The organism is Ignavibacteria bacterium (genome assembly GCA_017303675.1).
Taxonomy (GTDB): Bacteria; Bacteroidota; Ignavibacteria; order Tepidaquicellales; family OLB5; genus OLB5.
In genome coordinates this window covers 568607-595410 of record JAFLBX010000001.1, presented here as the reverse complement: position 1 = coordinate 595410, position 26804 = coordinate 568607, and the positions used below count along the sequence as shown (strand labels likewise).

Here is a 26804-nt window from a genome sequence, read left to right as displayed (position 1 = left end):
TTCAAAGCTCCATAATAACTTTAAGATTATCTATAAGTCTCTCCCTGCTGCTTTTATTCAGTCTGCCAAGACGTTTCACAAGTCTTTTGTTATCAATTGCCCTGAGCTGGTCAACCAGTATTGCTGACCTTTGCTTAAGACCAGCTTCATTCTTACTCATATTAACCCGTAATATTTCAGCCTTTGTAAAAATATTTGTAGTCACCGGGCAAATAAGTGTTGAAGGATGAAAATTATTCAGCAGATCAGTTTGTACTATCACCACCGGGCGGATTTTTCCGGGTTCAGTTCCGTTCGGCGGATTCAGATCAGCTATCCATACATCAAACTGTTTTATTTGGTTTGGCTGTTTCATTAAGGGTTAACTTAACTTTTCGAATTCCTGCAATATTTCCATGGAGTCCCGGCTTACAAGCAATGATTCTTCGAAAAGCTTTTTGCGTGTCATATTGCGGGTGTTTACTTTGTTGTAGAAATCCACCGCCTTGTTGATATAGGAATTTCGCGGCACCTTCAGTTTTTTTACGACCTTTTCGGTATCGCGGTATATCTCTTCTTTAAGCTTCAATGAAAGATTTTTCATGAAAGTAAAAATTAAATTAGTATATACCATTAATATATACCATTATATTTTAATTTACAATGCAAGCAGCTCAGCTGCAGCGGATCATATTCAGTTATCCCGAAGAATTTCAAAATAAATAACTATTTAAGCTAGAACTTATATTTAATAAAATTGCTAAATTTGTAAAATAGAACATTTACTATCAAAAAAAGTTATATATGAAATATATACTATTATTACTATTGGTTAGTTTTGTTTCAATCATCAGCTCATGCAGTGATGATACAACAACAAATAATCCCGGTGTACCTGCAGGAACAGTTATGTATTCGGCTGATTCAATAAGCGTTTGGTTAAGCTCAACTGGTTTTGCAAGGGATTCCGTTTCATACTCAACTTCAACAAGCGGTAATGTGCTGGTTGAATTCACACTGCAGTCCAATGTTGATACCCCATCAGCTTACGGCAGATTCGGGTTTTCTACAAATTCAACACCGGTGCCAGTATATTTTCCCGATATTTTTGCACCAAGGGATGAGCCGTTTTCTCTCAATCAGAATTTAGCTGCGGGAAGCACATATTTTTCCTTTGTGGTGCAGTTGAATAATTATACACCAACTTTCCCGAGGTATGTTAGACTGAAGAGTGTAAAGGTTACCAAGCAATAAGTGTTTCAAAAGTGCGTTCCAAAACCGGAGTTTGGGAACGAGGATAATTATATAATAAAAATATCCGGATTAAGACCGGATATTTTTTATTAATACTGCTATGTCAAACTTATCTATTTTCCTCTTTCGGGGTTCTGGTGGTAAAGCAGCAGCGCAAAATGTCCTGTTGTGCTGCCGGTTTTGAATTTATCCACCGTAACTGTGAATTCATACTGTTCAAATTCCAGCGGGTCAAGCCTGATAACAGGCTTATCAGAGGAATACTCATCAACAAATTCCCACTCATTATTAGATGCATTTTTTTTATACACTGTTACTTTAATCTTCTCAATTCTTCTATCGCCTATGACCATTACATCATAATCAAATGCAGGATCAAGATAGCGCCACAAAGATTTTTTACCGGTGTTAACCAGAAGGTCAAATGTCATATTGACAATTTCCTGGTTGCGCTGGTCTTCAAGCTCAACAACCTTTGCAGATACCGTTTCCAGTATATCCTGCATAGTTGTGGCTGACTGGCTGAATGAGCGTGAATTCAACAGAAAAAGTGAGCTCAGAATAATTGCTGTTGTAATTAAATATTTCATGGTAAAACCCCTTTTATTTGTGATAAATTAACTGTTTTATATTATATGTTCAATGGAGTGAAAATGTTTCAGGTGACCCCACCCTGCCCTCCCCGAAGGGGAGGGTTCACTATTTCACCAGCTTTTTTTCGTAATCTTTAACGAAGTATCGTTTGCCTTTTTGTATTATTGTGTGACCTTCTGATTCAAGAGCTTTTTGCTGTTGTTTGATTCCGCCCGGGTATTTTGGGTTTAACTCCCCGCCATTTTTTAATGTGCGCCAATAGGGGGTAATTCGCTTTTTGCCCAGCTCACGTGATTCTTCAGCAGCAAAGGAAGATATCCATGCGAAGATCCCCGTTGTTATGGGACAGCCCGCATCAGCTTTATGCCGCCGTGCAATTTTTTCACGCATTATATTTATCGTATTCAGCTTACCTTTTGGTACTTTTGACATCAGTTCATTCACCTCCGGCGGTGAGGGAATTGCAAGTGTATTAGCTTTAAACTTTGCGATCTGTTTAGGGTTGAGCATTACTACCTTGGGCAGGTCACCCGTAGTGTTCAGTTTTTCATTCCATGTTTTATGCGGCATGATATTTTATTGAGTATTATTATGAACTTATTTAGTATTTTATTACTTTCAGGAAAGCATTATTTTTAATAAATTTCCTGTATTCAAATTTAATTATTATTTAAAATTATAAATGCTCAAAACATTAATCTTATTATTTAGCTGCCTGTATTCACTTAATATTTATTCGCAGGGTAAACTTGAAATTTCACACCTGGCCGGCGATTTTTATATTTATATCACATACGTTGATTATGAAGGCACGCCATTTCCTTCAAACAGCATGTATGCTGTAACCCCCGCCGGGGTTGTAATGTTTGATACTCCCTGGGATACTAACCAGGTAATACCGCTGATGGATTCCATAAAAGCCAGGCACGGCAAGGATGTAGTTATGTGCATTGCTACACATTTCCATGATGACAGGACAGCGGGTTTTGATATATTAAAAAGGCTTGGTGTAAGGACATACTCCACACGGCATACTTATGAGCTCTGCAAAGAAACCAAGAGGCCGCTTGCGGAATTTGTTTTATCGGGTGATACGGTGTTTAATATCGGCGGTGTGGAGTTTGAAACATTCTTTCCGGGCGCGGGTCACGCACCGGATAATATTGTCATCTGGCTGCCCGCATCTCAAATATTATACGGCGGCTGTTTTATAAAGAGTACGGAATCAGGCGGACTGGGGAATCTTTCACACGCAGATACAAAAAGCTGGGAAACTGCCGCTGAGAAGGTCATGCAGAAATTCCCTGATGCAAAGTATATCATACCGGGTCACCAAAGCTGGCGTGACCTTGGCAGCCTTAAGTACACATATGAGCTGCTTAAAGAAGCCAACGGAATGAAGAAAGAGAAGAATTATAAAGAGAAGCAGTTTGAGGATAAGTGAGTTTTAGACCCCGGGGAAATGGTTATAATTATGAATATGGGTTTTGTACAAAAGTGGAACCCCCATTTGGAAATTAAAGTGAATTAAGCTTATAGATTAATTTTCGAAATTCAAATATTTAATGATTTTCATCCCCCCTTTGTTAAAGGGGAGTCAAAATCTGAGCAAACAAATAAAACCCAATTTATCGTAAAGGATAATTTTTTTGGATTATTTATAATGGGGGTTTACAAGCTTTTTTTTTCTGAAATCCAGTTTTAAAATTCATTAACATAAAACAATATTAATTAGAAAAATTGCCGGCTAACGAACCAACTAATATAAAATTCTTTAAAACACAGGCTGCATTCAGGGCCTGGCTTGAAAAGAATCACGCAAAAAAAGATGAGCTGTGGCTGGGTTATTACAAAAAAGCCAGCGGTAAAAAAAGCATCACATACAAAGAAGCGCTTGAAGAAGTCCTTTGCTTCGGTTGGATAGACGGCATTTCAAGAAGTATTGATGAAGAGAGCTATTGCCAGCGTTACACTCCGCGCCGCAAAGGCAGTATATGGAGCGCTGTGAATATCAAAAAGGCTGAGGAACTTATCAAAAACGGTAAGATGCATCCGCACGGGCTGCATGTTTATAAGAACCGAGACCTTAAAAGGGCCGGATTGTATTCAAATGAACAGAAGGAAATAAAATTTCCCGGAGTGTTATTGAAAATGCTGAAGGCGAACAAAAAAGCATGGGAAAATTTCAGCAAAATGCCGCCGGGATACAGGAAAACCTCGACATGGTGGGTGATCTCAGCCAAACAGGAAGAAACCAGGCTTCGACGGATGAAGACTCTAATTGCGGATACCGAAGCAGGCAGGAGGATTGGTCTATTGACGCCTTTGAAGGATAAGAAATAAACTAACACAGAGGCATTGAGACACAGAGAAGAATTTAGTCGCAAAGGCGCAAAGCCGCAAAGAGCATATTGTAATATAAAACCCCGAAGGGGCGTAATATAAAAGCGATGGGCAAAGCCCATCGGTAAGAAGCAACAAAGAAAATCAAAGCCCTGAAAGGGCGGAATAATAAAGTATGAAAAACCTAACTTACTTTTTATTGTTTGTATTCTTTATTTCATGTTCAGGTAATCGGCAAGTTAACCAAGCGTTACTGCCGGAACTTGACGAAATGGATTACGAAGTAATATCAGCAGCTATTGATTTGTATTTGGATAAATATAAAAAAGGAAGTTATTCCGCAGACGATTCCTTGTTTTATGAAGGAACCGGAAATAGATTACCTCTAGCAGTAATAATACCAGACTCTACAGGTATAGAATATCTTTCGAATTGGTCTTTTGATCAACATAAAGATAAGGGATTTAATGATAAATACCTTACAGACAGAATGAAACCGCTTAATAAAAGAAAATATAAAATAGACCAGAATAAAATAACATCAATTAAAACTTATTCTGATAAAGATGTTGCGAATGTTAAAAATTATGAAGAAATATATAAACTATATCCGGATATATGGGGCTTTATTAATTTTTCAAAGCCTTCTTTAAATATAGAAGAAAATGTTGCAGTAATTTATATTACTTTTTTTAAAGCTGGATTGTGGGGTGAAGCAAATTATTTGTGGCTAAAGAAGGAAAATGGTAAATGGATATTATTTGATAACAGACAGCTTTGGATAAGTTAAAAAAAACATGACACCCGAAGAATTTTACATACAATATCTTAAATCACTCGGCAAGGAGAATGAGTTTTCTTCCGGGGATTATATAGTTGATAAATTCGGTGATTCACCTGAAATGGCGGATGAGCTGTTAGAGCCCGTACTCAGCGGTTTAAAAACTGCGACATGCTCAGCATTGTGGGAGTGGGAGCATGAGGGCGGCGATATTCCCAAACCCGGGCTGCTTTCTGTTATAGTAGATGGTAAAGGTGAGCCCCGTTGTATAATTGAAACAGTTGAGGTCACTTTAAAAAATTACAATGAGGTAGATGCAGCCTTTGCGCGGGATGAGGGCGAAGGGGACCTATCATTAGACTATTGGCGCGAAGCGCATATAAGATTTTTCACTCGTACACTGCCGGCAATTGGCAGGGAATTTGCCGACGATATGCCGCTTGTGTGCGAGAGGTTTAAGGTTGTTTGGAAGTGAAATGTATATATTACACGCAGAGACGCAAAGGCGTGAAGGAAGAACTTGAAGAGATCTCGCGGAGGGACTTCTTATAGAAAAATAAATATTAACAAAAACATCCCCATCAAAGATCTTTTCACAACTGTAGATTTTTGATTTATTTTAATTAATTTAACCTCAAAACTTTAGTCCCCATTCAAAAGGGGGAATTAATTCTATGGAAGAAATAAAAATTGTAAATAAAACTTTAGAACTTGCGGATTCATTCCGCGATGCGCTGGATTCAGTAGCGCGCGAAAGAACCTGGCTTGCATTTACTGAAGCGCCGTCATATGAACATATGCGTAAATTTGTATCAGAGCTTATACGAGATAATGATATACAGGTTTACGCAGTGCTTAACGAAACTGTTGTTGGCTGGTGTGATATTACACGCAGAAAGCGTGAAGTATTTGCTCATACAGGCGGACTCGGAATGGGTATCTTAAAGCCGCACCGCGGCAAAGGTTTGGGCAGCCGTATGATGGAAGAGTGCATTAAACAGGCACGGGTTAACGGTCTTGAGAAAATTTGCCTCGAAGTCTACAGCCATAATGCTGCAGGTATAGCGCTGTATAAAAAATTCGGATTTATTGAAGAAGGCAAAAAGATCCGTGAAGCAAAATTGGATGGCAAATACATGGATGAATATGTTATGGGGCTCCAACTTTAAGTAAATTCTTTGAAATTACTTACTTTAACAGGTAATTTTGTTAATTATTACTACATATTCAGAAATAACACCCCAAAAATGAAAACTTATATTTCAATAATCGTTTTAGCAGCATTGTTTATTACACACCCGGTTTATTCACAGCTTGATGACGTATTCGGGAAAGTAAAAAAAGAAATTGAAAAGTACATCGATACTACATCTGCCCCTAAGAAAGAAAAGAAAACAAAGAAAAAGGCTGATACAACTTCAGTTGCGGTGAAGAAAAATTTTTCAACCGTACAAATGAAATTCACCCGCGAAAAGGAACCGGATCTTACCAAAGGCGAACCGCGTTATAATGAAAGCTTTAATTTTAAGGAAATAATCACCGCATGCGTAAAGCTGAATGCTCCTTTCGGTGAATACCCGGTTTACGATTCACCAGAACAAACAACGCCAACGGTGCAGCAGTATCCAACGGGCGACTATTACCTGAAGTTTTATATAAATTTCAGTGAAGCAGAATATAAACCTGCCGGTGTACTTATGGGAAATGAGATATCCGGTTATACTTCCGCACTCACTTTATATGAAACTGAGTTAACCGGCGACGCTGAGGATTTTGAAAAGCAGGTGAACGATCTGCCGGGCGGCAAACATGTTATAAACGTAGAAATGTGGAAGGGCACTCCGGGCGGACAAAGCGGCAAGGAGCCTGTTGCAACAGGTGAGTTCACTTTATACAAGCCTGTACTTAAGATATTCAGCCAGTTACCTGCAGGAATGAAAAACAGCAAACTTGAGCAGGATGCAATTGACGCAATTAACCGCTACGCGGCAGCCGAAGGCTGGAAGGAAAGATATTACAAAGCGGTTATAACCAGTTATGACTGGTATATTTCGAGGAATGAATGGACAAGCATTATTACCGGTAGATCGCTTGATGTAACACTGCTGGGCAAGTGGCCTGACGGCACCTGCCGTTACGCTGAGTTCAGCGTTTGGCAGAATTATGACGGCTCAAGATACTCTGATGTAATGCAGTATAACGGTATAGGCAGCATGTATGATGCGGAATGCGAATAAAAATAAAACCATGACCAATATTCAGCATATAAACAAATTACTGAAAGATCACTACAACGGTGACCCGTGGATAGATGTAACAATAATAAAAACACTGAGGTCATTGCCTGCAAAGCAGGCGGCGCTGAAGCCGGCGGGAATGAATTCCATCTGGCAGATAGTACTGCATATGATATCATGGCGCAACGCGCTTATTGCACGGGTTAAAGATAAACCCGTGCGGCATCCTGAGAATAATTTTATCTTTGAAATAAAGAACACAACTGCCGGTGCATGGAAAGATACTATCAAAAAATTCGAGAAGTCACAGAAGGATATATTAACTTTTCTTGGTAAGCAAAAAGACTCACACCTGGAAAAAATATCACCTGCCAGCGGTTATTCATATTATGAGCTGGTATTGTCGATCATTATTCATGATACATATCATTTGGGACAGATTGTGCTGATAAAGAAGATGATTGATGAAGGATAGGGGTGAAGTGTTGTGGAAAATCAGTTAAGCCCCGTAGGGGCGAAAGATACCAGCGATGGGAGAAGCCCATCGAAGTTATATAAAATAATTAAAGCCCTGTAAGGGCGTAATCAATAAAGCTATGGGGCAATCACTTACAAAAAATTACGTTCATATAATATTCGGAACAAAAAATAATTTTCCTTTCATAAAATCTCCGGTAGAAAGCGAGCTGCATTCATACATTGGCGGAATATGCAGAAAGTTAGAATGTACTCCGATAAAAATTGGCGGTTACACTGATCATGTTCATATAGTATGTCTTTTATCCAAAAAAATTGCATTAATGAAATTGATCGAAGAAGTAAAGTCACATTCATCAAAATGGATGAAGACAAAAGGTGAATTATTAAAAAAATTTTATTGGCAGGATGGATACGGGGCATTTTCTGTAAATCCTTCAGAAATTGATAAGGTTGTTGCATATATAGAAAACCAGCATGATCATCACAGAATGAAGACATTTAAAGAAGAGTATCTGGCATTTTTAAAGAAGTATAAGGTTGATTATGATGAGAGATATATTTGGGAATAATTTTTTGGGGGAGTGTGTTTTTTATGACGCCCTTTCAGGGCTTGGGTTTTATGTGTGTATTTTTTCGATGGGCTTCGCCCATCGCTAGGTTATACCGCCCTTTCAGGGCTAGCGATACATGTGTGCATATTTCGATGGGCTTCGCCCATCGTTGATATATTGCACCGCTTCTGGGCTTGTGATATATTGTGGCAAAGTTACCACCCCTGACTGCCTTGGGCAGTCTTTCCCCTCCTTAAGAAAGGAGGGGAGCTATTAATAAACTTCAATCCACAAAATTTTAATTTAGAGATCTCAGTTTTCTCGAGCTTGCCATCCACCCCGCGGCATACACGGGCAGTTTCCAGAGTGATGTGAAGCGTTTTAAGGGTTCGTGAAGAAGCTGGCGGGTGCGGTATTCCTTATGAACGCGTTTGTGCAGTACGCGATAAAATTCAGTTGAGTAAGTCCCGTCGAACATCATTTCGAAATCATCCGAGAGCTCCCAATTATGCTTTTTCTTCATCTGCGATGATACGCGCTCATAAAATTTCGTTCCGGGCAGGGGATATGAAACCGAAATACCAATATCATCCGGCATAAGGTCATTAACCATTTTAATGGTCTGGTTGATCTCATTCATTGTTTCACCGGTGTAGCCAAACTGCAGGAAGAAACATGTTTTGATGCCGTGTTTTTTCAGCAGGCGGGTTGCTTCGTAGATTTCTTCAATTGTTGTACCCTTATCCATGGCATCGAGTATCTTTTGTGAACCTGATTCCGCGCCTATCCAAATCGACTCACACCCCGCATTTGCCAGATGCGAAATATTATCTTCCTTCAGTAAAAGATCAGCCCGTGAAAGACATTTGAAGGGAAGCTTAATGCTATCTTTATTTACAGCTTCATCAAAACCTTTGACCCAGCCGGGCTTAAGCCCGAAGATATCATCACAGAACCAGATATGATCAGCGGAATATTTTTCTTTAAGCAGCTTAACCTGACCCGCAATATATTGGGGTGAGTGTGAATTATACACCTGCCCGTAAACGGGCTTTGCGCACCAGTTGCAGTGGAAGGGACATCCGCGGGTTGTTACCAGGTTCATGGAAAAATACCCGTGATGTTTCAGCCACAACTCACGGTACTTTGCAAGATCAACCAGCTCCCATGCGGGGTAAGGCAGTGTATCAAGTTCTTTTAATACTTTTCTTGGAGCGGTGCGTGTTATTTTGCCGTTTTCGAGGAAAGCGAGTCCGTTGATGTTATGCGGGAGGTTCTGTTTATGGGATTGCTTTGCTTCGCTCGCAAAAATATTTTGTAAATAGTCCAAAAGTTCACCGAGGGTTTGTTCTCCCTCGCCGCAGATGGCATAATCAACTTTATGCCGGAAATATTTTTCAAGGTGGTCAACGCTATCGGAGCCTGATACTATCACAGTGCAGCCGAATTCCTTTGCGATTTCGCTCATACGGAAAGCCGCTTCACGCATCCTGGTTAAACACATTTTGGTGAGATAGTTAAAAGTATCGTCATATATCACCATATATCTGGGTTTATGCTGTGCAAGTGATGCCTTCAGGTCCTCTTCAGAATCTGCGAGCATAGTATCAAACAAGGCGGCAGTATAGCCTTTCTGCATAACGTATGCTGCGGCATACAGAGTACCCAAAGGCGCATAAAGATTCATGTTGCGGAATTCCTTCAGGTCATGCTTTAAAAAATACGTATTTGCAAACAGGATATCGGACAATTGGTTGATCAGTTAAATTGTTAAACGGTTATCTGGTTAAACAGTTAATCGGTTAAACGGTTAATCGGTTTATGGTTTAATCGGTTAAACGGTTTTAAATTGGTTAGTGTAATGGAACTATAATTAAATCCCGGTTCAAAGGTTAAATTCCTGCAGTTTTTGGCTGTACATGCCAAGAATTTTTTTCTGCATGTTGCCGGGATGTGTTTTGGAAACATTTTCTGTTGATTTGAACATATGGTTCCGTTCATTATCCGGAAGCTGCGGGTATTTTTTCTTCCAGTGTTTACGGGTCATGCACATAAGCTTTTTATCAATTGCAGAAGCCAGCTTTCCGGGAATAAAAAATTCGATCAAGCGCTGTAATTTGCTCCTGCGGTTGTTCACTTTGCAGCCGCTGGAGTGAAGCATCGGGTCGCATAATACATAATTAGGGAAGTATTCCTTTACCCACTCATTCTGCCGGATGAATTCATTAAGCAGCTCTGTATTAAATGTTGCTTTTATAGTAGCAATTTCAGTGGCGGTAAAAATATTGCGCTCTGATATGACAAGATTATCTTCTGTAACGTAATAATTGATGCAAAAGAACTTATAGCTGTTGAGGAAAAATATCTTTTTAAAAAGCATCAGCAGTGTCCTGGAGATCCACAAACGGTTCTTTTTGGTTACAAGCATAAAATCCAGGTCGCTTGCAGGATCACTGGAATTTTTTGAGAGGCTGCCGGTAACAAATACAGCCCTGACAAACGGAAAGCGTTTGATTATATGGGTAACAAGCGCAGCACGCTTCCACATTTTAAGCGAATAGTTTTCTTTGATTATCCGTTTGGAAATATTTTCTTCAGCGGGCTTGATGTAATAGTACCCGTCTTTTTCAGCGAAAGGAACTGAACCCTGTTTGGCTGCTGTTTCAAGGAAATTTTTCACATCACTTTTAGTAATGGAATTACGGGGAAGAAATGAATATATCTCCTCCGGCTTAAGCGGATGAGAAAATATATCATAATAAAGCAGGGTTTTAATTATATTTTTCTTCAATTCTTCCATTTTATAACTGAAATTTCTACATAAATTATCAATTATGCAATATTTATCTAAATCCTATGATTAGCTGCAATATACTACTTCAAAACCCTATATTTTAAACAAATTTAAATTTATGTAACTTTGTAAGTCCATTAATTAAAATGTTTGCGGTTAAAATAACCGTTAGAGATTAATGCTTAAAGATAATTTAAAAAAAGTATACATATTTTCCGGTCTGGATGATGATGAGCTTGATACCCTTTCAGCTATAGTAAAACAAAAAACCTTCAATAAAGGTGATATTATTTTTTTCGATACGGAACCGTACCTTGGGTTTTACATCACAGTTACCGGACTGGTAAAGATATATAAGATATCAAGGGATGGCAAGGAGCATATACTTCATCTTATTCCTCCGTTCAATACATTTGCTGAAGTGCCGCTGTTTGAAAATTTCAACGAGATGTTCGAAGAAAGCTTTCGCTACCCGGCAAACTCAATGGCGCTGGAAGATGATACCCGGGTGCTGCTGATACCTGCCAGGCAGTTCAGGGAGCTGCTTGAAAATAACTCGAAGATATGTATAAAGATGGTATCGGGATTTGCGAAACGATTAAGGCATCTGAACCATCACATCGAAGAGCTTACGCTTAAGGATGTAACCCGCAGGGTCGCCGGTTATATACTTACAGAACAAAAGAAATCACAGAACTCAGAAACAATATCACTTAATATCAGCAAGAACGACCTTGCCGCATATTTAGGCACAATACCCGAAACACTTTCACGTACATTAAAAAAACTGCAGGATGAGGATATGATCACAGTTAACGGTAAGGTGATTAAGATATGTGATATGGATAGATTAAAAGATTTTGTTGTGTGAGTGAATTGAGTTAGAAAAAAATGGTTTTTTCATGAGAGTGGTTTTTTGTTTTTTTCTGCAAAATCCCCATCGAAAATTTACGCTTTAAGTTTACCAATATATTAATTGAAGATAATTTTTTCCCGTGGTAATAGTCCCCCTTTATAAGGGGGATTTTTAATGCCACTCACGGGGCCGCGGCTGCCGGACTTAAACAGATTTTCCTGTTACGCTTCGTTTAGAAAATTTCTTAACGGTAATTTTTATAAGGCGGGTTAAACAATTTTATGGAAAAATTTCAGAGACCAATGAATAATCCGACTTCAAAAGTCTGTTTGGTCTTTCCCTGATCTATTAATTTCAAGTTTAATGTAATTTTTATTAAGAAATGATAAGACTTTTGAAGTCGTATGACTCTAAATGATTTTTCTGAAGAATTAATCGGGACTAAAGTCCCGTTTGAGTTATACCTGTCCCCCGCTCTGAAGAGCGGGGCTAATTAATTTTATTAAAAAATTTCCGGGATTGAAGTCTTATCATTAATACTGAATATAATGATATCCCCCGGATTCTTTTATAAAGGACTCAGATCTTATATCCCCTTAAACCATCTATTATCAATAATTTATTACTAATTTTCCTGTATTGACTTAAGTCAATGGGATACTCACATCCGTTAGGTAACTTTGTAACAGAAAAGAAAACCTGAAAAATTTAAAGGAGTATAGTAATGCTGATACAAAAGGAAACAAAAGTAGGTGATGTGGTAGCGGAGAATTTTCATGCCGCAAAAGTATTTGAAAGCTACGGTATGGATTTCTGCTGCGGCGGAAAAAGAACTATAGAAGAAGCCTGCAGAACAAAAGGTATAGATACCGGCAGTCTTTTAGCGGAGCTGGAAAAGCTGAATGCCAATAATCCTGCTTCAGCGCATTTTGATAAATGGGAAGCTGATTTTTTAACAGACTACATAATCAACAATCACCACGCATACGTTAACAATGCAATTTCAACCATAGAGCACCATCTGCAGAAAGTAGTGTATGCGCACGGCGTAAGGCATCCGGAAGTTTGCAGCATAGAATATATTTTTACTGAGCTGAAAAATGAGCTTCTTGAGCATATGGCAAAAGAAGAACGAATGCTGTTTCCTTATATAAAAAAGCTAAGTTTCGCAATAAAGAACTCAATTGAAATGCCTGCTGCGCCTTTCGGTTCGGTTGATAACCCGATAAAAGTAATGGAAACAGAACATGATAATGCCGGTTTATTGCTTAAAAAGATGAACGCATTATCCGAAGGATATATTCCTCCGCAGGATGCATGTGCAACTTTTAAAGTGCTTTATGGCGAGCTTAGAGAGTTTGAAGAAGATCTGCATATGCACATTCACCTTGAAAACAATGTTCTTTTTCCTAAAGCAAAAGCTATGGAAGAAAAATTAAAGAAAGTTTATTCAACATTATAATAAAATATAAAGGAAGGTTAATTAAATGAAAGCATTATTTTATAACAAAAAAATTATATCAGTATCTGTGTTATGTTTAACCCTTGCGATCTCTGTTATTGCATTCAACGGGTGCAAGAATGATGAGTTTGGAATTGGACCGGTAAAGGAAGAAATGAAGCTTGCCCCGGTAGATGCAGCATTATATGCTAAAGGTGAAACAATTTTTAACTCAAAATGCATTACCTGCCATAAATTCGGTTCAAGGCTTGTGGGGCCCCCGCTTAAAGATGTGACAAAACGCAGAAGACCGGAATGGATAATGAACCAGATACTTAACCCAGTAGAAATGGCTCAGAAAGATAAAGTGACCAAGGAATTATTTGCGCAATATCTCGTACAGATGACATTCCAGGATGTAACCCATGATGATGCAAGAGCGCTGCTTGAATATATGAGGGCAGTTGATGAAGGTAAAGTAACTCCAAAAGAATAACTTATTCAAATAGCAAATAACAAAGATCAAATAGTATAGTGATAACAGCAAATAAAACGGTTCTATAATTAAGGAGAAAATCAAAATGAAATTCAATTTAGGGAATTTCTCAAAAAGGTTAGTGTCTCAGGTAGCATCATCATCCATATTGCCGCCGATCACAGCGGGTCTTATTTTAGCGATAACATTTTCTGTGATACTGCTTGCAGGATGCGGTAAAAAGGAAGGCTCAACAAATCTGAACATGAGCGAAGATGCAGCATCAAAAGTATATGTAGAGCCCGGTAAATATGATGAGTTTTATTCATTTATATCAGGCGGGTTCAGCGGTCAGCTTGCAGTTTACGGGCTTCCTTCAGGAAGGCTGTTCAGGGTTATCCCTGTATTCTCTGTCGATCCCGAAAAAGGATGGGGTTATACCGAAGAAACAAAGCCTATGCTTATGACCTCGCATGGATTTATACCATGGGACGATTCACATCATTCTGAACTAAGCATGACAGACGGTGTGCCAAACGGCAAATGGGTTTTTTTGAACGGGAACAATACGCCAAGGCTTGCGAGAATTGACCTCAAAACATTCCGCACCGCTGAAATACTTGAAATACCAAACAGCGCAGGAAACCATTCTTCACCTTTCACCACAGAAAACTCAGAATACGTAGTTTGCGGAACACGTTTCAGCATACCAATAAAAGAGCTTGATGTGCCTATAGAAAGCTACAGGGAAAAGTTCAACGGTACAGTAAGCTTTATTAAAGTGAATCCCGAGAGCGGAAACATGAACGTTGAGTTCCAGATAATGACCCCGCCGTTTGATTATGACCTGAGCCATGCAGGAAAGGGTCCTTCAAAGGACTGGTTCTTCTTTTCATGCTACAACACTGAAGAAGCTTTCACACTTTTAGAAGTTAACGCAAGCCAGAAGGATAAAGATTTTATTATGGCGGTTAACTGGAGAAAAGCAGAACAGTATTTAAAAGAAGGCAAAGCAAAAGATGTTGCCTCAGAGTACTATCATAATGTTTATGATGAGAGCAAACATATGGCTACCAGCGAAGTGTTAAAAACAGTTAAGATGCTTGATCCCAAAGACTGCCCTGATATGATATATTACATCCCCTGCCCCAAATCACCCCACGGCGCTGATGTTGATCCCAGCGGTGAATATATAGTTGGCGGCGGCAAGCTTGCAACGGTAATTCCGGTGTTCTCTTTTTCAAAGATGTTAAAAGCTATTGAATCTAAACAGTTCGATGGAGATGTTGCGGGAATTCCTGTTATAAAATACGAAGCAGCATTACACGGTGAGGTTCAGAAACCGGGATTGGGCCCTTTACATACAGAATTTGATGATAAAGGCTTTGCATACACATCTATGTTTGTAAGCAGTGAAGTTGTTAAATGGGATGTAAAGAAGCTTGAAGTAGTTGACAGGGCTGCATCTTTCTATTCTGTAGGACATATTATGATACCCGGCGGCGACAGCAAAAAACCTTACGGCAAATACCTTGTTGTAATGAACAAGATCACAAAAGACAGGTTCCTGCCAACCGGTCCTGAGCTGACACAATCAGCGCAGCTTTATGATATTTCAGGAGAGAAGATGAAGCTGCTGCTGGACTTTCCAACTATCGGTGAGCCGCATTATGCACAGGCATGCCCTGCAGACCTGTTAATGAAAAACTCAGTTAAGATATTCAAGCTTGATGAAAATAAACATCCCGATGCAATAAAATCAGTTAATGATGCCCGTGTTGAAAGAAAAGGGAATGAAGTTCATGTATATGTAGGAATGATAAGATCACACTTTACCCCCGATAATATTGAAGGAGTTAAAGTGGGTGATAAGGTATTTTTCCACGTTACAAACCTTGAGCAGGACTGGGATATACCGCATGGATTTGTGGTAAAAGGATTAACATCATCAGAAATGCTTATAATGCCGGGTGAAACACAGACAATGGTTTGGGAACCCAAGATTGCAACAGTATATCCGTTCTACTGCACTGATTTTTGCAGCGCGCTTCACCAGGAAATGCAGGGATACATAAGAGTTCAGCCTACAAATTCAAGCGGAGAGATAAAGTTCTCGCTGGGTGTAAAGAAATAGAGTGATGGCCTATCCCCCCTCACCTAATTTAGGAGAGGGGGGGATAAAGGACTGGAAAAATGAAAAAGATAACCAAAATATTAATAATTGCTTCATCGCTTGCAATGATAGCAGCATTCTTAACTCCAATCTGGATGATCGATCTTGAAGCACCGCAGTATCCCGAAGGCTTAGGAATGCAGATATGGATAAGTAAGATCACCGGCGACCTTAATACTATAAACGGACTGAATCATTACATCGGTATGAAAAAGATCGAGCCTGATTCAATTAAAGAGCTTACTGTTATGCCGTATATACTTGGCGGGCTTATTGCCTTCGGAATTATTACTGCTATAGCCGGCAAAAAAAAGCTTCTTGCGGTATTTGCAGTTGTATTTTTAATTGCAGGTATTGCCGGCGGCGTGGATTTTTATATGTGGGAGTATGATTACGGGCATGACCTTGATCCTACCGCAGCAATTGTTGTTCCGGGGATGAGCTACCAGCCGCCTTTGATAGGCAGCAAGCAGCTCCTGAATTTTGTGGCACACTCCTACCCCGATACCGGGGGATGGATAGTAATAGGAGCGGGAATATTGACAGTATTATTATACATATATGAATTAAAGTTTAACAAAAATATTGCAGCAAAGGAAATTGTAAAATGAACCGATTAATGAACAAGGTATTATTTGTTTTGATGATAGCTGTTATGGGATTTACAAATTCAGCCTGCAGCACAGACCCTGAAGAAATAAACTTCGGTGTTGACCAGTGCTCTTTATGCAGAATGAATATTTCTGAGCACCGCTTCGGTGCTGAAATAGTTACAAAAAAAGGGAAAATATTCAAATACGATGCAGCTGAGTGTATGTTCAATGCCCTGAGCCTTGGAAATGTGAACTATAACGATGCAGCCGGATTTTATGTTATTAATGCATCGAATCCAAAACAATTGATTGACGGCATTACAGCTTCATATTTGATCAGCGAAAAGCTGCCAAGCCCGATGGGCGCGAACCTTTCAGCGTACAGCAAAAAAAGTGATGCGGAAGCAAACCAAAAGCAGCACGGCGGCGAGATGAAAACATGGGACGACCTGTTGGTGAAATTCAAGGTGAAGTAGTTGGGTGGGTGAATGGGTTACATGCTGCAGGTTTCAGGTGGCAGGTTTTCAGAATCAGGTTTCGATTTGCAGGTACAATAGAAATACAAGTTATACAGATAAAGAAAATTGATTAAGATAATATACATAATGATAATCCTTGCAATAACTGCTCTGAATATTTTTGGGAAAGATATAATAGTAAATCCGGGTGAGAGCATTAAAAGCGCCGTAGAGCTTGCAGTAAATGGTGACAGGATAATTGTTAAGGAAGGATTGTATAAAGAAGCTGAAATATTAATTGATAAAAAGTTAGAGCTAATAGGAGAAGGATACCCCACAATTGACGGATTTTCGAAAGGCGAAATTATCATAATACGCAGCAATAGTGTTACAGTTAAAGGATTTTATATCAATAATTCAGGTTTCAGCGGGATGCGTGATTATGCAGCCATAAGAGTGGAAGATTCAAAACATTGCAATATTATTTCAAACAAGCTCATCAATAATTACTTTGGTATTTATCTTGCCGGCAGTGATTCATGCAATGTGATCTACAACGAAGCAACCAGCAATGCGGTTACCGAGAGCTCTTCGGGCAACGGGATTCACTTATGGAAATGCAGCTATATTCTGGTGAAGAACAATACCATTACAGGGCACCGCGATGGCATTTATTTTGAGTTCGCTACTTACAGCCGCGCTGAAAATAATTCAAGCTTTAATAATGTAAGATACGGGCTGCATTTTATGTTTTCACATAACGATGAATATGTTAATAATGTATTTGCAAACAACGGCGCTGGTGTTGCGGTTATGTACACCAAAAATGTTAAGATGATAAACAACCGGTTTGAGTTCAATAACGGCTCTAATTCATACGGTCTGCTGCTAAAAGAAATTACCGACAGCTACATTGAAAACAACACTTTTACAGGCAACACGGTGGGAATATACTCTGAAGGCGGAACGCGGCTATTGATAGCCGGAAATGAATTTTATTCAAACGGCTATGCACTGAAGATATTGGGCAACTGCACAGATGATACGGTTCGGGGGAATAATTTCAACGCCAATACATTTGATGTGACAACCAACAGCTCACGCAACAGTAATCTGTTTATGGGCAATTACTGGGATAAATATAAAGGATACGATCTTGATAAGAACGGGACAGGCGATGTACCTTACAGGCCGGTAGGTTTATTCAGCAAAATTGTTGAAGATACACCGGAAGCTGTGTTTTTGCTAAGGAGCTTTGTTGCGGACCTGCTTGATATGGCAGAAAGAGTTGTGCCGGTATTTACACCGGAGTCTCTGATTGATGAGACACCAATGATGGAAAGGGTGATCAATTAGCAATTAGCAATGAGCAATTAACAATGAGTAATGATATGATAAAGATAGAGAATTTGAAGAAAAAGTTCGATAAAAATGAAGCATTGAAGGGTGTATCGCTTGCACTTGGTGAAGGTACTGTTGCTGCGGTGATGGGACCGAATGGAAGCGGCAAGACCACGATGCTTAAATGCATACTTGGACTTGTTAAGGCTGATTCAGGTAATATATATGTAAATGACTGCCATGTTAACGGTGAATGCGAATACCGCAAACATATCGGTTATATGCCGCAGTACTCGTGCTTCCCGGAAAACCTGAAGGTTAAGGAAGTGATGGCTATGATAAAGGATATTCGCGGAAATCACTGCGTGTATGATGAAGAGCTGATAGAAAAGCTTAAAATCCATGAAATGAATGATAAGCAAATAGGGCAGCTCTCAGGCGGAATGAAACAGCGCGTAAGCAGCGCAGCTGCTTTTTTGTTCGGCGGTGATATTATTATTCTTGATGAACCTACAGCTGGGCTTGACCCCGTTTCGAGTGAAATTGTGAAGAATAAAATTCTTGAAGAAAAGAAAAAAGGAAAGCTGATAATCATTACTTCGCACATTGTAAGTGAAGTTGAGGCAATGGCAGACAGAATAATTTATATGCTTGAAGGCAAGATATGTTTTAGTAATACCAAGGATGAATTGTACAGCTCAACCGGCAAAGCTACCCTGAACCAGGCGATAGCATCATTGATAAAGACAGCAGAAAGTGAAGGAAAAAATTAATCATGACAACTCTTAAGATTTTAAAATATGTTTTATATGATGTGCTGAGGAGCAAAATGATAATAATATACACTCTTCTGCTTTTTGCAATATCGTTTGGAATAATATACACCGGCAAAGATGTATCAAAAGCAGTAATAAGCTTACTGAATATTGTTCTGCTTGTTGTTCCGCTGGTGAGCATAATTTTCGGGACTATCCATTTCTACAACTCAAAGGAATTCATGGAAATGCTGCTTGCAATGCCCGTTAAGCGTAAGAATATTTTCTGGGCTGAGTATGCAGGGCTTTCAATAGCCCTTGCTGCAGGGTTTATGTTAGGAACTGGTCTGCCGCTGATACTTTACGGCGGAGCTGCAGGTTCATTTTACCTGCTACTGAGCGGAATATTTCTCACTTTCATTTTTACAGCTTTAGCATTTATGGCTTCGGTGATAAACAAAGATAAAGCCAAAGGTATCGGCATATCGCTGGTTATATGGTTCTATATGTCAGTTATATTTGACGCGCTTGTACTTGTGCTTTATTTTGTGTTCAGCTCATACCCGCTTGAAAAAGCTACAATAATAGTATCCGCTTTGAATCCGGTTGATCTTGCCCGCATACTGATACTTTTAAAGCTTGATGTAAGCGCGCTTATGGGTTATACAGGCGCAACGCTTCAGCAGTTCTTTGGTTCAGCTTTTGGTATGCTGTTTTCTTTAGGCTTCCTTCTTCTTTGGGCAGTAATGCCTACACTGCTGGCATTAAGAGTGTTTAACAGGAAGAATTTTTGAAGATGATATTAAAAAATTGAACCACTCCGAATAAGCCCCCTTAGGGCGAATTTCACGGATTACACAAATTTATCCTGTAAGTTTCAGTTGCAAAGTCAAAAAACCACACATATTTAAAGATAAGACTTCAAAAGTCTTAACATTTATCCAAGAAAACCATATCCTCCAAATAATTTATCATAGAAAATACAAATAGACTTATGAAGTCTGATAACCCATATTGTATTTTTATTTTAATAGCAGGGTAATTAAATGTTTTGTATTTTTGTATAATAGACCCCACCCATCACGCCTCCGGCGTGATTGCCCTCCCCAAAGGAGAGGGCATATTTAATTTGGGAAATAGTTATTGAACTAAATAAATTTATGAATACTCTCAAATGTTTTCTGCTCATTATATCTGTATTTGTTACTCCACTATTATACTCACAATCCGAAATTGATACATCATGGAACGGTGCTATTGATATCATGGGCACTAAGATCGGTATCGGCGTTAAGTTCACAACAACGGGAAAAACAGTTCAGGCTGTGATGGATATACCGGAACAGGGCGCAATGGGTTTAGAGCTTGATAAAGTATCATTCAGCAACCCGAAGGTACATTTTGAGCTGCCTGCTTCAAACGGAACTGCCGTGTTTGACGGGCTGTATTACGGTGATTCAATAGGCGGCACATTTTTACAATCCGGCATTAACGGAAGGTTCAGCCTTATCAGGGGCGGACTTGATAACGGTACAACACAGGTTGATACTGTCCCAAAAACCTTCAATACAGAAGAGATAACTTTCTTCAATGACGGAAATACATTTGCAGGTACTATCACTTATCCAAAAGGTGAAGGCAAATACCCGGCAGTGGTGCTTATTACCGGCAGCGGAGCTCAGAACAGGGATGAGGATATTTACGGATTTAAGATATTTAAGATAATAGCCGAGCATCTTGCTAACAAAGATATTGCCGTTCTAAGGTATGATGACAGAGGTGTTGGCGGCTCAAAAGGCAAAAGCGTAAATGAATCAACCACCATGGATTTTGCCGGTGATGTTGCAGCAGCAGTGGAACTGCTGAAGACAAAAGAGTATGTAAATCCGATGGCTATAGGTCTGCTGGGACACAGTGAAGGCGGTATAGTAGCCCCGATTGTTGCGGGCAAAACAAATATTGCTTACATGATATTAATGGCAGGAACAGGTGTAAAAGGTATAGATATAATTAAGGAGCAATCGAAGCTAATAATGAAATCAGAAAATGCAACCGAAGATGAAATTTCAGGTTACATTGTAATGCTTAACCTTATATATGAAACACTTGTGAAAGACGGCAATATTAAAGAGCTTGAAGAACAGCTTGAAAAAAATGTGAGTGACAGCTATGATAAAATGTCACCTGAAGAAAAATCAGCTATAAAAAACAAAGATGAATATGTAAAGCAGACAGCCAAAGACGCCATAAATCAGTTCAGCAGTAAATGGATGAAATTTTTCCTGAGCTATGACCCTTCTTATGCGCTCGAAAAAACGACCATTCCGGTATTGATGCTATTTGGAGGCAAGGACCTGCAGGTGCCCGTAGGGCAGAACCAAAAGCCGATGGAAGACGCGCTGAAAAAAGCCGGTAACAGTAACTATACTACTCTTATTTATCCTGATGCGAATCATTTATTCCAGGAAGCGGGAACAGGGAGTCCGAATGAATACCCGCAATTACCTAAGCAGTTTGTCCCGGGTTTTTTGGATGATATAACAGAGTGGATAAAGCTGCAAAATCAGTGAGATATAAGTGAAAAGTGAAGTAGTGAGATAATGAAATAATGAAATAGTGAAATTTTAAAAAATTTATATTCATAGAAATATCGTAAAGATTTGAGTATTTTAGTAAAAAATGAAAGAAAAGATCAGAAATATTATAGAAAATAATCTGAACGGGTACACCCTTGAAAAGATAATATTGTTTGGCTCAAGAGCACGCGGTGACTATGATGTAAACAGTGACTATGATCTTTATTTGGTTTTAAAAGAGAAGCTTAGCAGAAACCAAAAAATTGAGCTGATGGACTTACTTTCCGGTAAACTGGCAGAAGCAGAAATATGCTCAGATATTTTAATTGGAAATGAAGAAATCCTGCAGCAGAATTCAGAAAATAGTGACAGCATTATAAAGTTTGTTGCTGAAGAAGGTCAGTTAATATGACTGATGATCTGATTACTAAAGGGCTAATTAAAGCTATCAGGGACCTCAAAACGGCGGAACAGCTATTGAGTATATCAAAAAATGATCTTTACACCGATACGATATGTTTTAATTCACAACAATCGGTTGAAAAACTCCTGAAATGTTATTTAAGCAGCAGAAGTATTTCTTACCCAAGAACTCATAATCTGAAATTCTTACATCATTTATGTATTAAAGACGATCCTGAATTTGATTTTATCAATGTCGATGGTTTATCTATTTACGCAGTAGATACACGTTATCCGGAATCATTTTATATTCCCAATATTACAGAAGCAGGACAAGCAGTAGAATCAGCACGCAAAATTAAAGATTTTGTATTGAAAAAGCTTAATAAAGAAGAAAGTAAGCTGACATTATTTTAATCCTTATTGAAATTTTTATATAAACCGTAGATGATAAAGCCACGACTGGCGGCAATTGATATAGGAACAAATTCATTTCACCTTGTAATAGTTGAAGTGGATACCAATACCGGCAAGTTCAATATACTTGGGCGGGAAAAGGAAAGCGTACGGCTTGGTTCAGGCTCAGCGGACATGAAATACCTGGGCAAGGAAGCAATGGACCGCGGAATTGCAGCTCTTAAGAAATTTACCGCACTGGCTGATTCAGCCGGCGCGCAGGTGCGCGCCATTGCCACAAGTGCTGTAAGGGAAGCAAAAAACCAGCATGAGTTCATAATGCGCGCAAGACTTGAAGCCGGCATAAGAATTGAAGTTGCTTCAGGTATTGAAGAAGCGCGTTATATATATCTTGGCATACTGCAATCAGTACCCGTATTTGATAAAACCATTTTAATGATTGATATCGGCGGCGGCAGCACAGAGTTCTTAATTGGCAGGGGCAGGGATATTTATTATGATAACAGCTTAAAGCTTGGTGCTATCAGGCTGACAGAAAGGTTCTTTGCAGGAAAAAAAGATACCGATTCAAGATCAGTTAAAGCGTGCAGGGAGTATATTAAAGGATTTATGACTACTGTTACCCGAGAGAGTAAACATCATAAATATGATATTGCGGTGGGTTCATCGGGTACAATTATGAACCTTGCAAACATAATTAATATTAAGCGTGGCGGCGAAGCTGAGGCAAGGCTTAACAATTTTATATTTACCCGGGATGAGCTCTACGGAGCGGTTAATGATATCATCGAAGCGGGGACAATAAAACAACGGCTGAAGATACCGGGTTTAGACCCTGCAAGGGCGGATATTATAACCGCAGGAGCTATATTGCTTGAGCAGATATTCAAAGAGCTGAAGATAAAAGAAATGATGATATCAGAATATGCCCTGCGCGAAGGAATAGTGCTTGATACCATTGAAAAAGAATTTTTGCTGAAGGATAAAGATCACCTTAGCAACATCAGGTATAACAGTGTTATGCATCTTGCAGAAAATTTCAGGATAGAGAAAGAACATTCCGCCCATGTTACGGGGCTTGCCCTTAAGATGTTTGACCTCACAAAAAGGCTGCATAAGCTTGGACCCGCGGAGCGTGAATACCTTGAAGCTGCGACTATTCTGCATGAAGTGGGCGGGTTTGTATCACACTCCCAGCATCACAGGCATTCATATTACATTATCAGGAATGCGGAAATGCTTGGCTTTACTGAGAACGAGAAGGAAATTGTAGCTAATGTTGCAAGATACCACCGCAAGAGCCATCCTAAACTTAAGCACCCGGATTTTGCCAAGCTTACGGCTGATGAGCAGCTTGTGATAAGGAAGCTTGCAGCAATATTGCGTATTGCAGACGGACTGGACAGAAGCCATACATCATCTATAAGTAATATTGATATATCTCACAGTGAAGGCAGGGTAACATTCAGCATTACCGGTAACGCTGAAAATATTGAGCTTGAAATATGGGGTGCAGAAAGCAAACAGAAATTGTTTGAAGAAGTTTTTGGCGTAGAGGTTGAGTTTAAATCTACATTATGAACAGGTATAAATTTTAATATAAAATGTGCACACCCTTAAACACAAATTATTTCAAAAATTTTATTTTATAATGATTGTTTAAAAGTATTTTCAATATTCTTATATTTGAAAATTCTAAATAAATTAATTTGATATAATATGACGGGAAAAATACTGGTTTTTCTGTTAATTTTTTTTGCTTCATCAAAGATCTTTTCATTTGGCGGCGGGCACGACTCACTGCTTTTTGATGATTCTGGTACAAAAATTTCAGTTCCATACAGCAATGAATGCAAGGTTAAAGTAGTCCAGGTATCGGGGCTGGTAATAGGTTCAGTTAAGATCATGGAATTGCTGCAGGCATGCGGCGAGGAGGTTGATACTGTTTATCGTACCCTAAACGGAGAGCAGCTGAAAGTTGGCTTTGATATAGTAGAAAATGAGGAAGTGAAAACAGGTGAAGACGGTTTTGTTAAGCTTGAACTTGCTGATGGTTCTGTAATGATTGTTGGACCGAACAGCTCGCTTATGTTCACAGAAAATCTGTGTAAAGAAACAAAAACGGTTGTAAAGCTTATCAACGGCAGTATTTGGACAAAAGTAAAAAAATTGCTAGGCGGCGGTAAGTTTGAAATATCAACAGAAAATGGCGGTGGTGGGGTAAGGGGAACTGAATTTACATATGAAGTTTTGAATGGAAAAGATATTGTAAAAGTTTATGAAGGTTCTTTTGAAGTAAATCCGCCAAAAGATATGAGCGAGCTGGAAAGCTCAGCGAAACAAATGGAACAGCTTCAAAAAGATTATGAAGCGGGAAAAATGACAACAGAAGAATTTACGACAAAGCTACTTGCTTTATCACAACTTGCAAGTCAGCAGGCCGGGGAAATAAAACCAACTCTTGTTGAAGCAGGTTATATGGTTACATTAACAAATAAAATCGGAATGCCGGAACCAATTCCTCCAGGGGAAACAAAATGGTTTGAAGATGCAAGATTTAAATAGACGAATTATTACATAACGGTGTTTAATTAATCCCCGCTATTTAGGGGATTTTTTATAACCTAATCATATTAAGCTCATATACCTTTCCCTTATCACATCAAAATGCCAGCGCTGATGGCCGGGAAGTATAAAACCAATATCTGCAGCTGTGTATTCACCAGCGAAGCTTTTTCCCTTACGCAGTAAAATATCCGGTGTAAATGACCTGTACATATCCAGCAATGACCTGTGAAGATTTAATAATTCAGAGATCAATGTTTCAAGACCTCTAACTGAAGCATTTGCTTCGGTTACATAGTCATTTTCAGAAAAGGGCGGCAGCGGTTGTTTTTCGCCCCGCGCAATTGAAAGCGCTCTGTAAATAAATATTCTTTCTGTATCAATTAAATGCTGAAGAATATCATTGATCGTCCATTTACCCGGGGCATAAGTTTTAAGTCCTATTGAATTCCATTTATCAACGGGAATTTGTTCAACTTCCTTTATGGATATTTCTATAGCTGTCAGGATATCAACATCATCACATTTATTCATATAGCGTTCAAAATATTCGGGCATTGGGTTAATTTCAGAGAGTTTCATTTTCATATTACTATTTAATTGATCGCGTTGTATTATTATAATAACTGATATTGTATGAATATAAACTGAAAATTTTCAAACACAGCCATTATAATAAACAAATATAAATCAGTTAAGTTAAAAATAACGGTCATTTTTATGACATTTAAAGCCGATATATTTTTGGCGTAATATGACCGCCATATGGCTTATTTGATCTGTGAAAATTAATTAAATTTGCTGAAATCATAAAGATATGGCAATAAAATTTTTATTTGTAATGCTCCCTGAAATGCATTTGCTTGACCTTGCGGGACCGGAACAGGCAATAGTAGAATCAATTGATTTTGGCGCTGATTTTGAAATAGTACACTGCGGGATCAATGAGGGAATAAATACTTACAGCGGATTAAATATCAGTGTATTGAAAAATTACAGGGAAATCATTTTAAATCAGGGTGATTTTATTTTTATTCCGGGTTCCAGAGTAAATTATTTTCTTTCAGATAAATTTAAAAAAGAAACGGAATTTTTTGACTGGTTAAATTTACAATACAGCAGAAAAGTAAACGTTTGCAGTATTTGTTCAGGATCATTCGCACTTGCACAGGCAGGTTTGCTTGATGGTAAAGAAGCTACTACACATTTTAAAAGAACGGCACAGCTTGCAGAACTTTTCCCCCTGGTTAAAGTTCGCGAAAATATTCTCTTCACAGAGCAAAAGGGAATATATACAAGCGCAGGTATTGCTTCGGGAATAGACCTGACCCTTCATATAATTGAAAAGCTGAAAGGAAGCTACTTTGCATACAAGGTTGCCCGCGAGCTAGTTGTATACAACAGGCGTAACGGGGAGCATGCCCAGAAAAGTATATTACTTGAGTTCAGGAACCATATGCATTATGGAATTCACCGCGCACAGGATATGGTAAACGAATCACTGGATAAAGGGCTGGCTGTTGCTGATCTTGCTGATGCGGCAAATATGAGCGAAAGGAATTTCACACGGATATTTAAAAAGGAAACAGGCATAACTGTTGGAGAGTATATAAGAAAAATCAGGGTTGAAAGAATAAATCAATTAATGAAAAATCCTGATATATCCAGGCTGCAGATAGCGCGCAAGTGCGGGCTGAAAAGCGAGCGGCAATTAAGAAGGATAATAAATTACAGCTGAA

The 26804-nt window shown here is 38.9% G+C and carries 31 protein-coding genes; 24 read left to right on the top strand and 7 right to left on the bottom strand.

Features of this window, described 5'->3' with window-relative positions; translation table 11 throughout:
• Position 1 precedes the first annotated feature (1 nt).
• Together J0M37_02730 and J0M37_02725 are read right to left on the bottom strand one after the other, a co-directional pair.
• On the bottom strand, positions 2–355 hold the full coding sequence (locus J0M37_02730) for a type II toxin-antitoxin system PemK/MazF family toxin (protein ID MBN8583985.1): 354 nt from the start codon (positions 353–355) through the stop codon (positions 2–4).
• A 6-nt stretch (positions 356–361) separates the two neighbouring features.
• Positions 362–583, bottom strand: coding sequence for a hypothetical protein (locus J0M37_02725; GenBank protein ID MBN8583984.1), 222 nt, complete (start codon positions 581–583; stop codon positions 362–364).
• A 200-nt stretch (positions 584–783) separates the two neighbouring features.
• Between J0M37_02725 and J0M37_02720 the strand changes: the two genes are divergently transcribed.
• On the top strand, positions 784–1233 hold the full coding sequence (locus J0M37_02720; protein MBN8583983.1) for a hypothetical protein: 450 nt from the start codon (positions 784–786) through the stop codon (positions 1231–1233).
• Between the two features lie 113 nt (positions 1234–1346).
• On the opposite strand, the gene J0M37_02715 is transcribed toward J0M37_02720, so the two are convergent.
• A complete protein-coding gene (locus tag J0M37_02715) occupies positions 1347–1823 on the bottom strand; it encodes a hypothetical protein (GenBank protein MBN8583982.1) in 477 nt (158 codons plus the stop codon).
• A gap of 109 nt (positions 1824–1932) precedes the next feature.
• Complete coding sequence (locus tag J0M37_02710) at positions 1933–2397, bottom strand: MGMT family protein (GenBank protein ID MBN8583981.1); 465 nt, start codon at positions 2395–2397, stop codon at positions 1933–1935.
• 112 nt (positions 2398–2509) lie between these two features.
• Between J0M37_02710 and bla the strand changes: the two genes are divergently transcribed.
• From bla to tnpA, 8 genes are all read left to right on the top strand, one after another.
• Positions 2510–3271 carry a subclass B1 metallo-beta-lactamase gene (gene bla, locus J0M37_02705; protein MBN8583980.1) on the top strand — a complete coding sequence of 254 codons (762 nt, stop codon included), beginning with the start codon at positions 2510–2512 and terminating at the stop codon, positions 3269–3271.
• Between the two features lie 320 nt (positions 3272–3591).
• A complete protein-coding gene (locus J0M37_02700) occupies positions 3592–4170 on the top strand; it encodes a YdeI/OmpD-associated family protein (protein ID MBN8583979.1) in 579 nt (192 codons plus the stop codon).
• A 175-nt stretch (positions 4171–4345) separates the two neighbouring features.
• The gene (locus J0M37_02695) at positions 4346–4960 is read left to right on the top strand and encodes a hypothetical protein (protein ID MBN8583978.1); all 615 of its coding nucleotides are present in this window, start codon (positions 4346–4348) and stop codon (positions 4958–4960) included.
• Between the two features lie 7 nt (positions 4961–4967).
• Positions 4968–5426, top strand: a complete 459-nt coding sequence (locus J0M37_02690) for an ASCH domain-containing protein (protein MBN8583977.1) — start codon at positions 4968–4970, stop codon at positions 5424–5426.
• Between the two features lie 199 nt (positions 5427–5625).
• The gene (locus J0M37_02685) at positions 5626–6120 is read left to right on the top strand and encodes a GNAT family N-acetyltransferase (GenBank protein MBN8583976.1); all 495 of its coding nucleotides are present in this window, start codon (positions 5626–5628) and stop codon (positions 6118–6120) included.
• Positions 6121–6129: 9 nt separating this feature from the next.
• A complete protein-coding gene (locus J0M37_02680; protein MBN8583975.1) occupies positions 6130–7188 on the top strand; it encodes a hypothetical protein in 1059 nt (352 codons plus the stop codon).
• A gap of 10 nt (positions 7189–7198) precedes the next feature.
• Positions 7199–7663, top strand: coding sequence for a DinB family protein (locus J0M37_02675; GenBank protein ID MBN8583974.1), 465 nt, complete (start codon positions 7199–7201; stop codon positions 7661–7663).
• A 121-nt stretch (positions 7664–7784) separates the two neighbouring features.
• Positions 7785–8237 (top strand): IS200/IS605 family transposase, encoded by a 453-nt coding sequence (gene tnpA, locus J0M37_02670; GenBank protein ID MBN8583973.1) that lies wholly within the window; start codon positions 7785–7787, stop codon positions 8235–8237.
• A 280-nt stretch (positions 8238–8517) separates the two neighbouring features.
• On the opposite strand, the gene J0M37_02665 is transcribed toward tnpA, so the two are convergent.
• Both J0M37_02665 and J0M37_02660 read right to left on the bottom strand, forming a co-directional pair.
• Positions 8518–9969, bottom strand: coding sequence for a B12-binding domain-containing radical SAM protein (locus J0M37_02665; protein ID MBN8583972.1), 1452 nt, complete (start codon positions 9967–9969; stop codon positions 8518–8520).
• 135 nt (positions 9970–10104) lie between these two features.
• A complete protein-coding gene (locus tag J0M37_02660; protein ID MBN8583971.1) occupies positions 10105–11019 on the bottom strand; it encodes a hypothetical protein in 915 nt (304 codons plus the stop codon).
• A gap of 172 nt (positions 11020–11191) precedes the next feature.
• Here J0M37_02660 and J0M37_02655 point away from each other — a divergent pair, with 172 nt between their 5' ends.
• From J0M37_02655 to J0M37_02590, 14 genes are all read left to right on the top strand, one after another.
• Positions 11192–11884 (top strand): Crp/Fnr family transcriptional regulator, encoded by a 693-nt coding sequence (locus J0M37_02655; protein ID MBN8583970.1) that lies wholly within the window; start codon positions 11192–11194, stop codon positions 11882–11884.
• Positions 11885–12593: 709 nt separating this feature from the next.
• Positions 12594–13331 carry an iron-sulfur cluster repair di-iron protein gene (gene ric, locus J0M37_02650; GenBank protein ID MBN8583969.1) on the top strand — a complete coding sequence of 246 codons (738 nt, stop codon included), beginning with the start codon at positions 12594–12596 and terminating at the stop codon, positions 13329–13331.
• Between the two features lie 25 nt (positions 13332–13356).
• A complete protein-coding gene (locus J0M37_02645) occupies positions 13357–13806 on the top strand; it encodes a cytochrome c (protein MBN8583968.1) in 450 nt (149 codons plus the stop codon).
• A gap of 85 nt (positions 13807–13891) precedes the next feature.
• Entirely contained in the window at positions 13892–15919 is a 2028-nt protein-coding gene (nosZ, locus tag J0M37_02640; protein MBN8583967.1) for a Sec-dependent nitrous-oxide reductase, read from the top strand.
• Between the two features lie 59 nt (positions 15920–15978).
• The gene (locus tag J0M37_02635) at positions 15979–16569 is read left to right on the top strand and encodes a hypothetical protein (GenBank protein MBN8583966.1); all 591 of its coding nucleotides are present in this window, start codon (positions 15979–15981) and stop codon (positions 16567–16569) included.
• Positions 16566–17027 carry a nitrous oxide reductase accessory protein NosL gene (locus tag J0M37_02630; protein MBN8583965.1) on the top strand — a complete coding sequence of 154 codons (462 nt, stop codon included), beginning with the start codon at positions 16566–16568 and terminating at the stop codon, positions 17025–17027. The genes J0M37_02635 and J0M37_02630 overlap by 4 nt, the downstream gene beginning before the upstream one ends.
• 129 nt (positions 17028–17156) lie before the next feature.
• Positions 17157–18365 (top strand): nitrous oxide reductase family maturation protein NosD, encoded by a 1209-nt coding sequence (nosD, locus tag J0M37_02625; GenBank protein ID MBN8583964.1) that lies wholly within the window; start codon positions 17157–17159, stop codon positions 18363–18365.
• 35 nt (positions 18366–18400) lie between these two features.
• Positions 18401–19123, top strand: a complete 723-nt coding sequence (locus J0M37_02620) for an ABC transporter ATP-binding protein (GenBank protein MBN8583963.1) — start codon at positions 18401–18403, stop codon at positions 19121–19123.
• 2 nt (positions 19124–19125) lie between these two features.
• Positions 19126–19899, top strand: coding sequence for an ABC transporter permease subunit (locus tag J0M37_02615; GenBank protein MBN8583962.1), 774 nt, complete (start codon positions 19126–19128; stop codon positions 19897–19899).
• A 366-nt stretch (positions 19900–20265) separates the two neighbouring features.
• Positions 20266–21675: an alpha/beta hydrolase gene (locus J0M37_02610; GenBank protein ID MBN8583961.1), complete on the top strand. Its 1410-nt coding sequence runs from the start codon at positions 20266–20268 to the stop codon at positions 21673–21675.
• 109 nt (positions 21676–21784) lie between these two features.
• Positions 21785–22093, top strand: a complete 309-nt coding sequence (locus J0M37_02605) for a nucleotidyltransferase domain-containing protein (protein ID MBN8583960.1) — start codon at positions 21785–21787, stop codon at positions 22091–22093.
• Positions 22090–22500 (top strand): HEPN domain-containing protein, encoded by a 411-nt coding sequence (locus J0M37_02600; GenBank protein ID MBN8583959.1) that lies wholly within the window; start codon positions 22090–22092, stop codon positions 22498–22500. The genes J0M37_02605 and J0M37_02600 overlap by 4 nt, the downstream gene beginning before the upstream one ends.
• Before the next feature lie 30 nt (positions 22501–22530).
• Entirely contained in the window at positions 22531–24081 is a 1551-nt protein-coding gene (locus J0M37_02595; GenBank protein MBN8583958.1) for a Ppx/GppA family phosphatase, read from the top strand.
• 138 nt (positions 24082–24219) lie between these two features.
• The gene (locus tag J0M37_02590) at positions 24220–25065 is read left to right on the top strand and encodes a FecR domain-containing protein (GenBank protein MBN8583957.1); all 846 of its coding nucleotides are present in this window, start codon (positions 24220–24222) and stop codon (positions 25063–25065) included.
• 63 nt (positions 25066–25128) lie between these two features.
• Here J0M37_02590 and J0M37_02585 read toward each other — a convergent pair whose 3' ends face one another.
• Positions 25129–25653: a DinB family protein gene (locus J0M37_02585; GenBank protein MBN8583956.1), complete on the bottom strand. Its 525-nt coding sequence runs from the start codon at positions 25651–25653 to the stop codon at positions 25129–25131.
• Positions 25654–25882: 229 nt separating this feature from the next.
• Here J0M37_02585 and J0M37_02580 point away from each other — a divergent pair, with 229 nt between their 5' ends.
• On the top strand, positions 25883–26803 hold the full coding sequence (locus tag J0M37_02580; GenBank protein MBN8583955.1) for a DJ-1/PfpI family protein: 921 nt from the start codon (positions 25883–25885) through the stop codon (positions 26801–26803).
• The last annotated feature ends 1 nt before the right edge of the window (position 26804 follow it).

Coding starts and splice junctions, on each gene's coding strand:
- J0M37_02730 (MBN8583985.1), bottom strand. CDS start 355: ATGAAACAGCCAAACCAAATAAAACAGTTTGATGTATGGATAGCTGAT.
- J0M37_02725 (MBN8583984.1), bottom strand. CDS start 583: ATGAAAAATCTTTCATTGAAGCTTAAAGAAGAGATATACCGCGATACC.
- J0M37_02720 (MBN8583983.1), top strand. CDS start 784: ATGAAATATATACTATTATTACTATTGGTTAGTTTTGTTTCAATCATC.
- J0M37_02715 (MBN8583982.1), bottom strand. CDS start 1,823: ATGAAATATTTAATTACAACAGCAATTATTCTGAGCTCACTTTTTCTG.
- J0M37_02710 (MBN8583981.1), bottom strand. CDS start 2,397: ATGCCGCATAAAACATGGAATGAAAAACTGAACACTACGGGTGACCTG.
- bla (MBN8583980.1), top strand. CDS start 2,510: ATGCTCAAAACATTAATCTTATTATTTAGCTGCCTGTATTCACTTAAT.
- J0M37_02695 (MBN8583978.1), top strand. CDS start 4,346: ATGAAAAACCTAACTTACTTTTTATTGTTTGTATTCTTTATTTCATGT.
- J0M37_02690 (MBN8583977.1), top strand. CDS start 4,968: ATGACACCCGAAGAATTTTACATACAATATCTTAAATCACTCGGCAAG.
- J0M37_02685 (MBN8583976.1), top strand. CDS start 5,626: ATGGAAGAAATAAAAATTGTAAATAAAACTTTAGAACTTGCGGATTCA.
- J0M37_02675 (MBN8583974.1), top strand. CDS start 7,199: ATGACCAATATTCAGCATATAAACAAATTACTGAAAGATCACTACAAC.
- tnpA (MBN8583973.1), top strand. CDS start 7,785: ATGGGGCAATCACTTACAAAAAATTACGTTCATATAATATTCGGAACA.
- J0M37_02660 (MBN8583971.1), bottom strand. CDS start 11,019: ATGGAAGAATTGAAGAAAAATATAATTAAAACCCTGCTTTATTATGAT.
- J0M37_02655 (MBN8583970.1), top strand. CDS start 11,192: ATGCTTAAAGATAATTTAAAAAAAGTATACATATTTTCCGGTCTGGAT.
- ric (MBN8583969.1), top strand. CDS start 12,594: ATGCTGATACAAAAGGAAACAAAAGTAGGTGATGTGGTAGCGGAGAAT.
- J0M37_02645 (MBN8583968.1), top strand. CDS start 13,357: ATGAAAGCATTATTTTATAACAAAAAAATTATATCAGTATCTGTGTTA.
- nosZ (MBN8583967.1), top strand. CDS start 13,892: ATGAAATTCAATTTAGGGAATTTCTCAAAAAGGTTAGTGTCTCAGGTA.
- J0M37_02635 (MBN8583966.1), top strand. CDS start 15,979: ATGAAAAAGATAACCAAAATATTAATAATTGCTTCATCGCTTGCAATG.
- J0M37_02630 (MBN8583965.1), top strand. CDS start 16,566: ATGAACCGATTAATGAACAAGGTATTATTTGTTTTGATGATAGCTGTT.
- nosD (MBN8583964.1), top strand. CDS start 17,157: ATGATAATCCTTGCAATAACTGCTCTGAATATTTTTGGGAAAGATATA.
- J0M37_02620 (MBN8583963.1), top strand. CDS start 18,401: ATGATAAAGATAGAGAATTTGAAGAAAAAGTTCGATAAAAATGAAGCA.
- J0M37_02615 (MBN8583962.1), top strand. CDS start 19,126: ATGACAACTCTTAAGATTTTAAAATATGTTTTATATGATGTGCTGAGG.
- J0M37_02610 (MBN8583961.1), top strand. CDS start 20,266: ATGAATACTCTCAAATGTTTTCTGCTCATTATATCTGTATTTGTTACT.
- J0M37_02605 (MBN8583960.1), top strand. CDS start 21,785: ATGAAAGAAAAGATCAGAAATATTATAGAAAATAATCTGAACGGGTAC.
- J0M37_02600 (MBN8583959.1), top strand. CDS start 22,090: ATGACTGATGATCTGATTACTAAAGGGCTAATTAAAGCTATCAGGGAC.
- J0M37_02595 (MBN8583958.1), top strand. CDS start 22,531: ATGATAAAGCCACGACTGGCGGCAATTGATATAGGAACAAATTCATTT.
- J0M37_02590 (MBN8583957.1), top strand. CDS start 24,220: ATGACGGGAAAAATACTGGTTTTTCTGTTAATTTTTTTTGCTTCATCA.
- J0M37_02585 (MBN8583956.1), bottom strand. CDS start 25,653: ATGAAAATGAAACTCTCTGAAATTAACCCAATGCCCGAATATTTTGAA.
- J0M37_02580 (MBN8583955.1), top strand. CDS start 25,883: ATGGCAATAAAATTTTTATTTGTAATGCTCCCTGAAATGCATTTGCTT.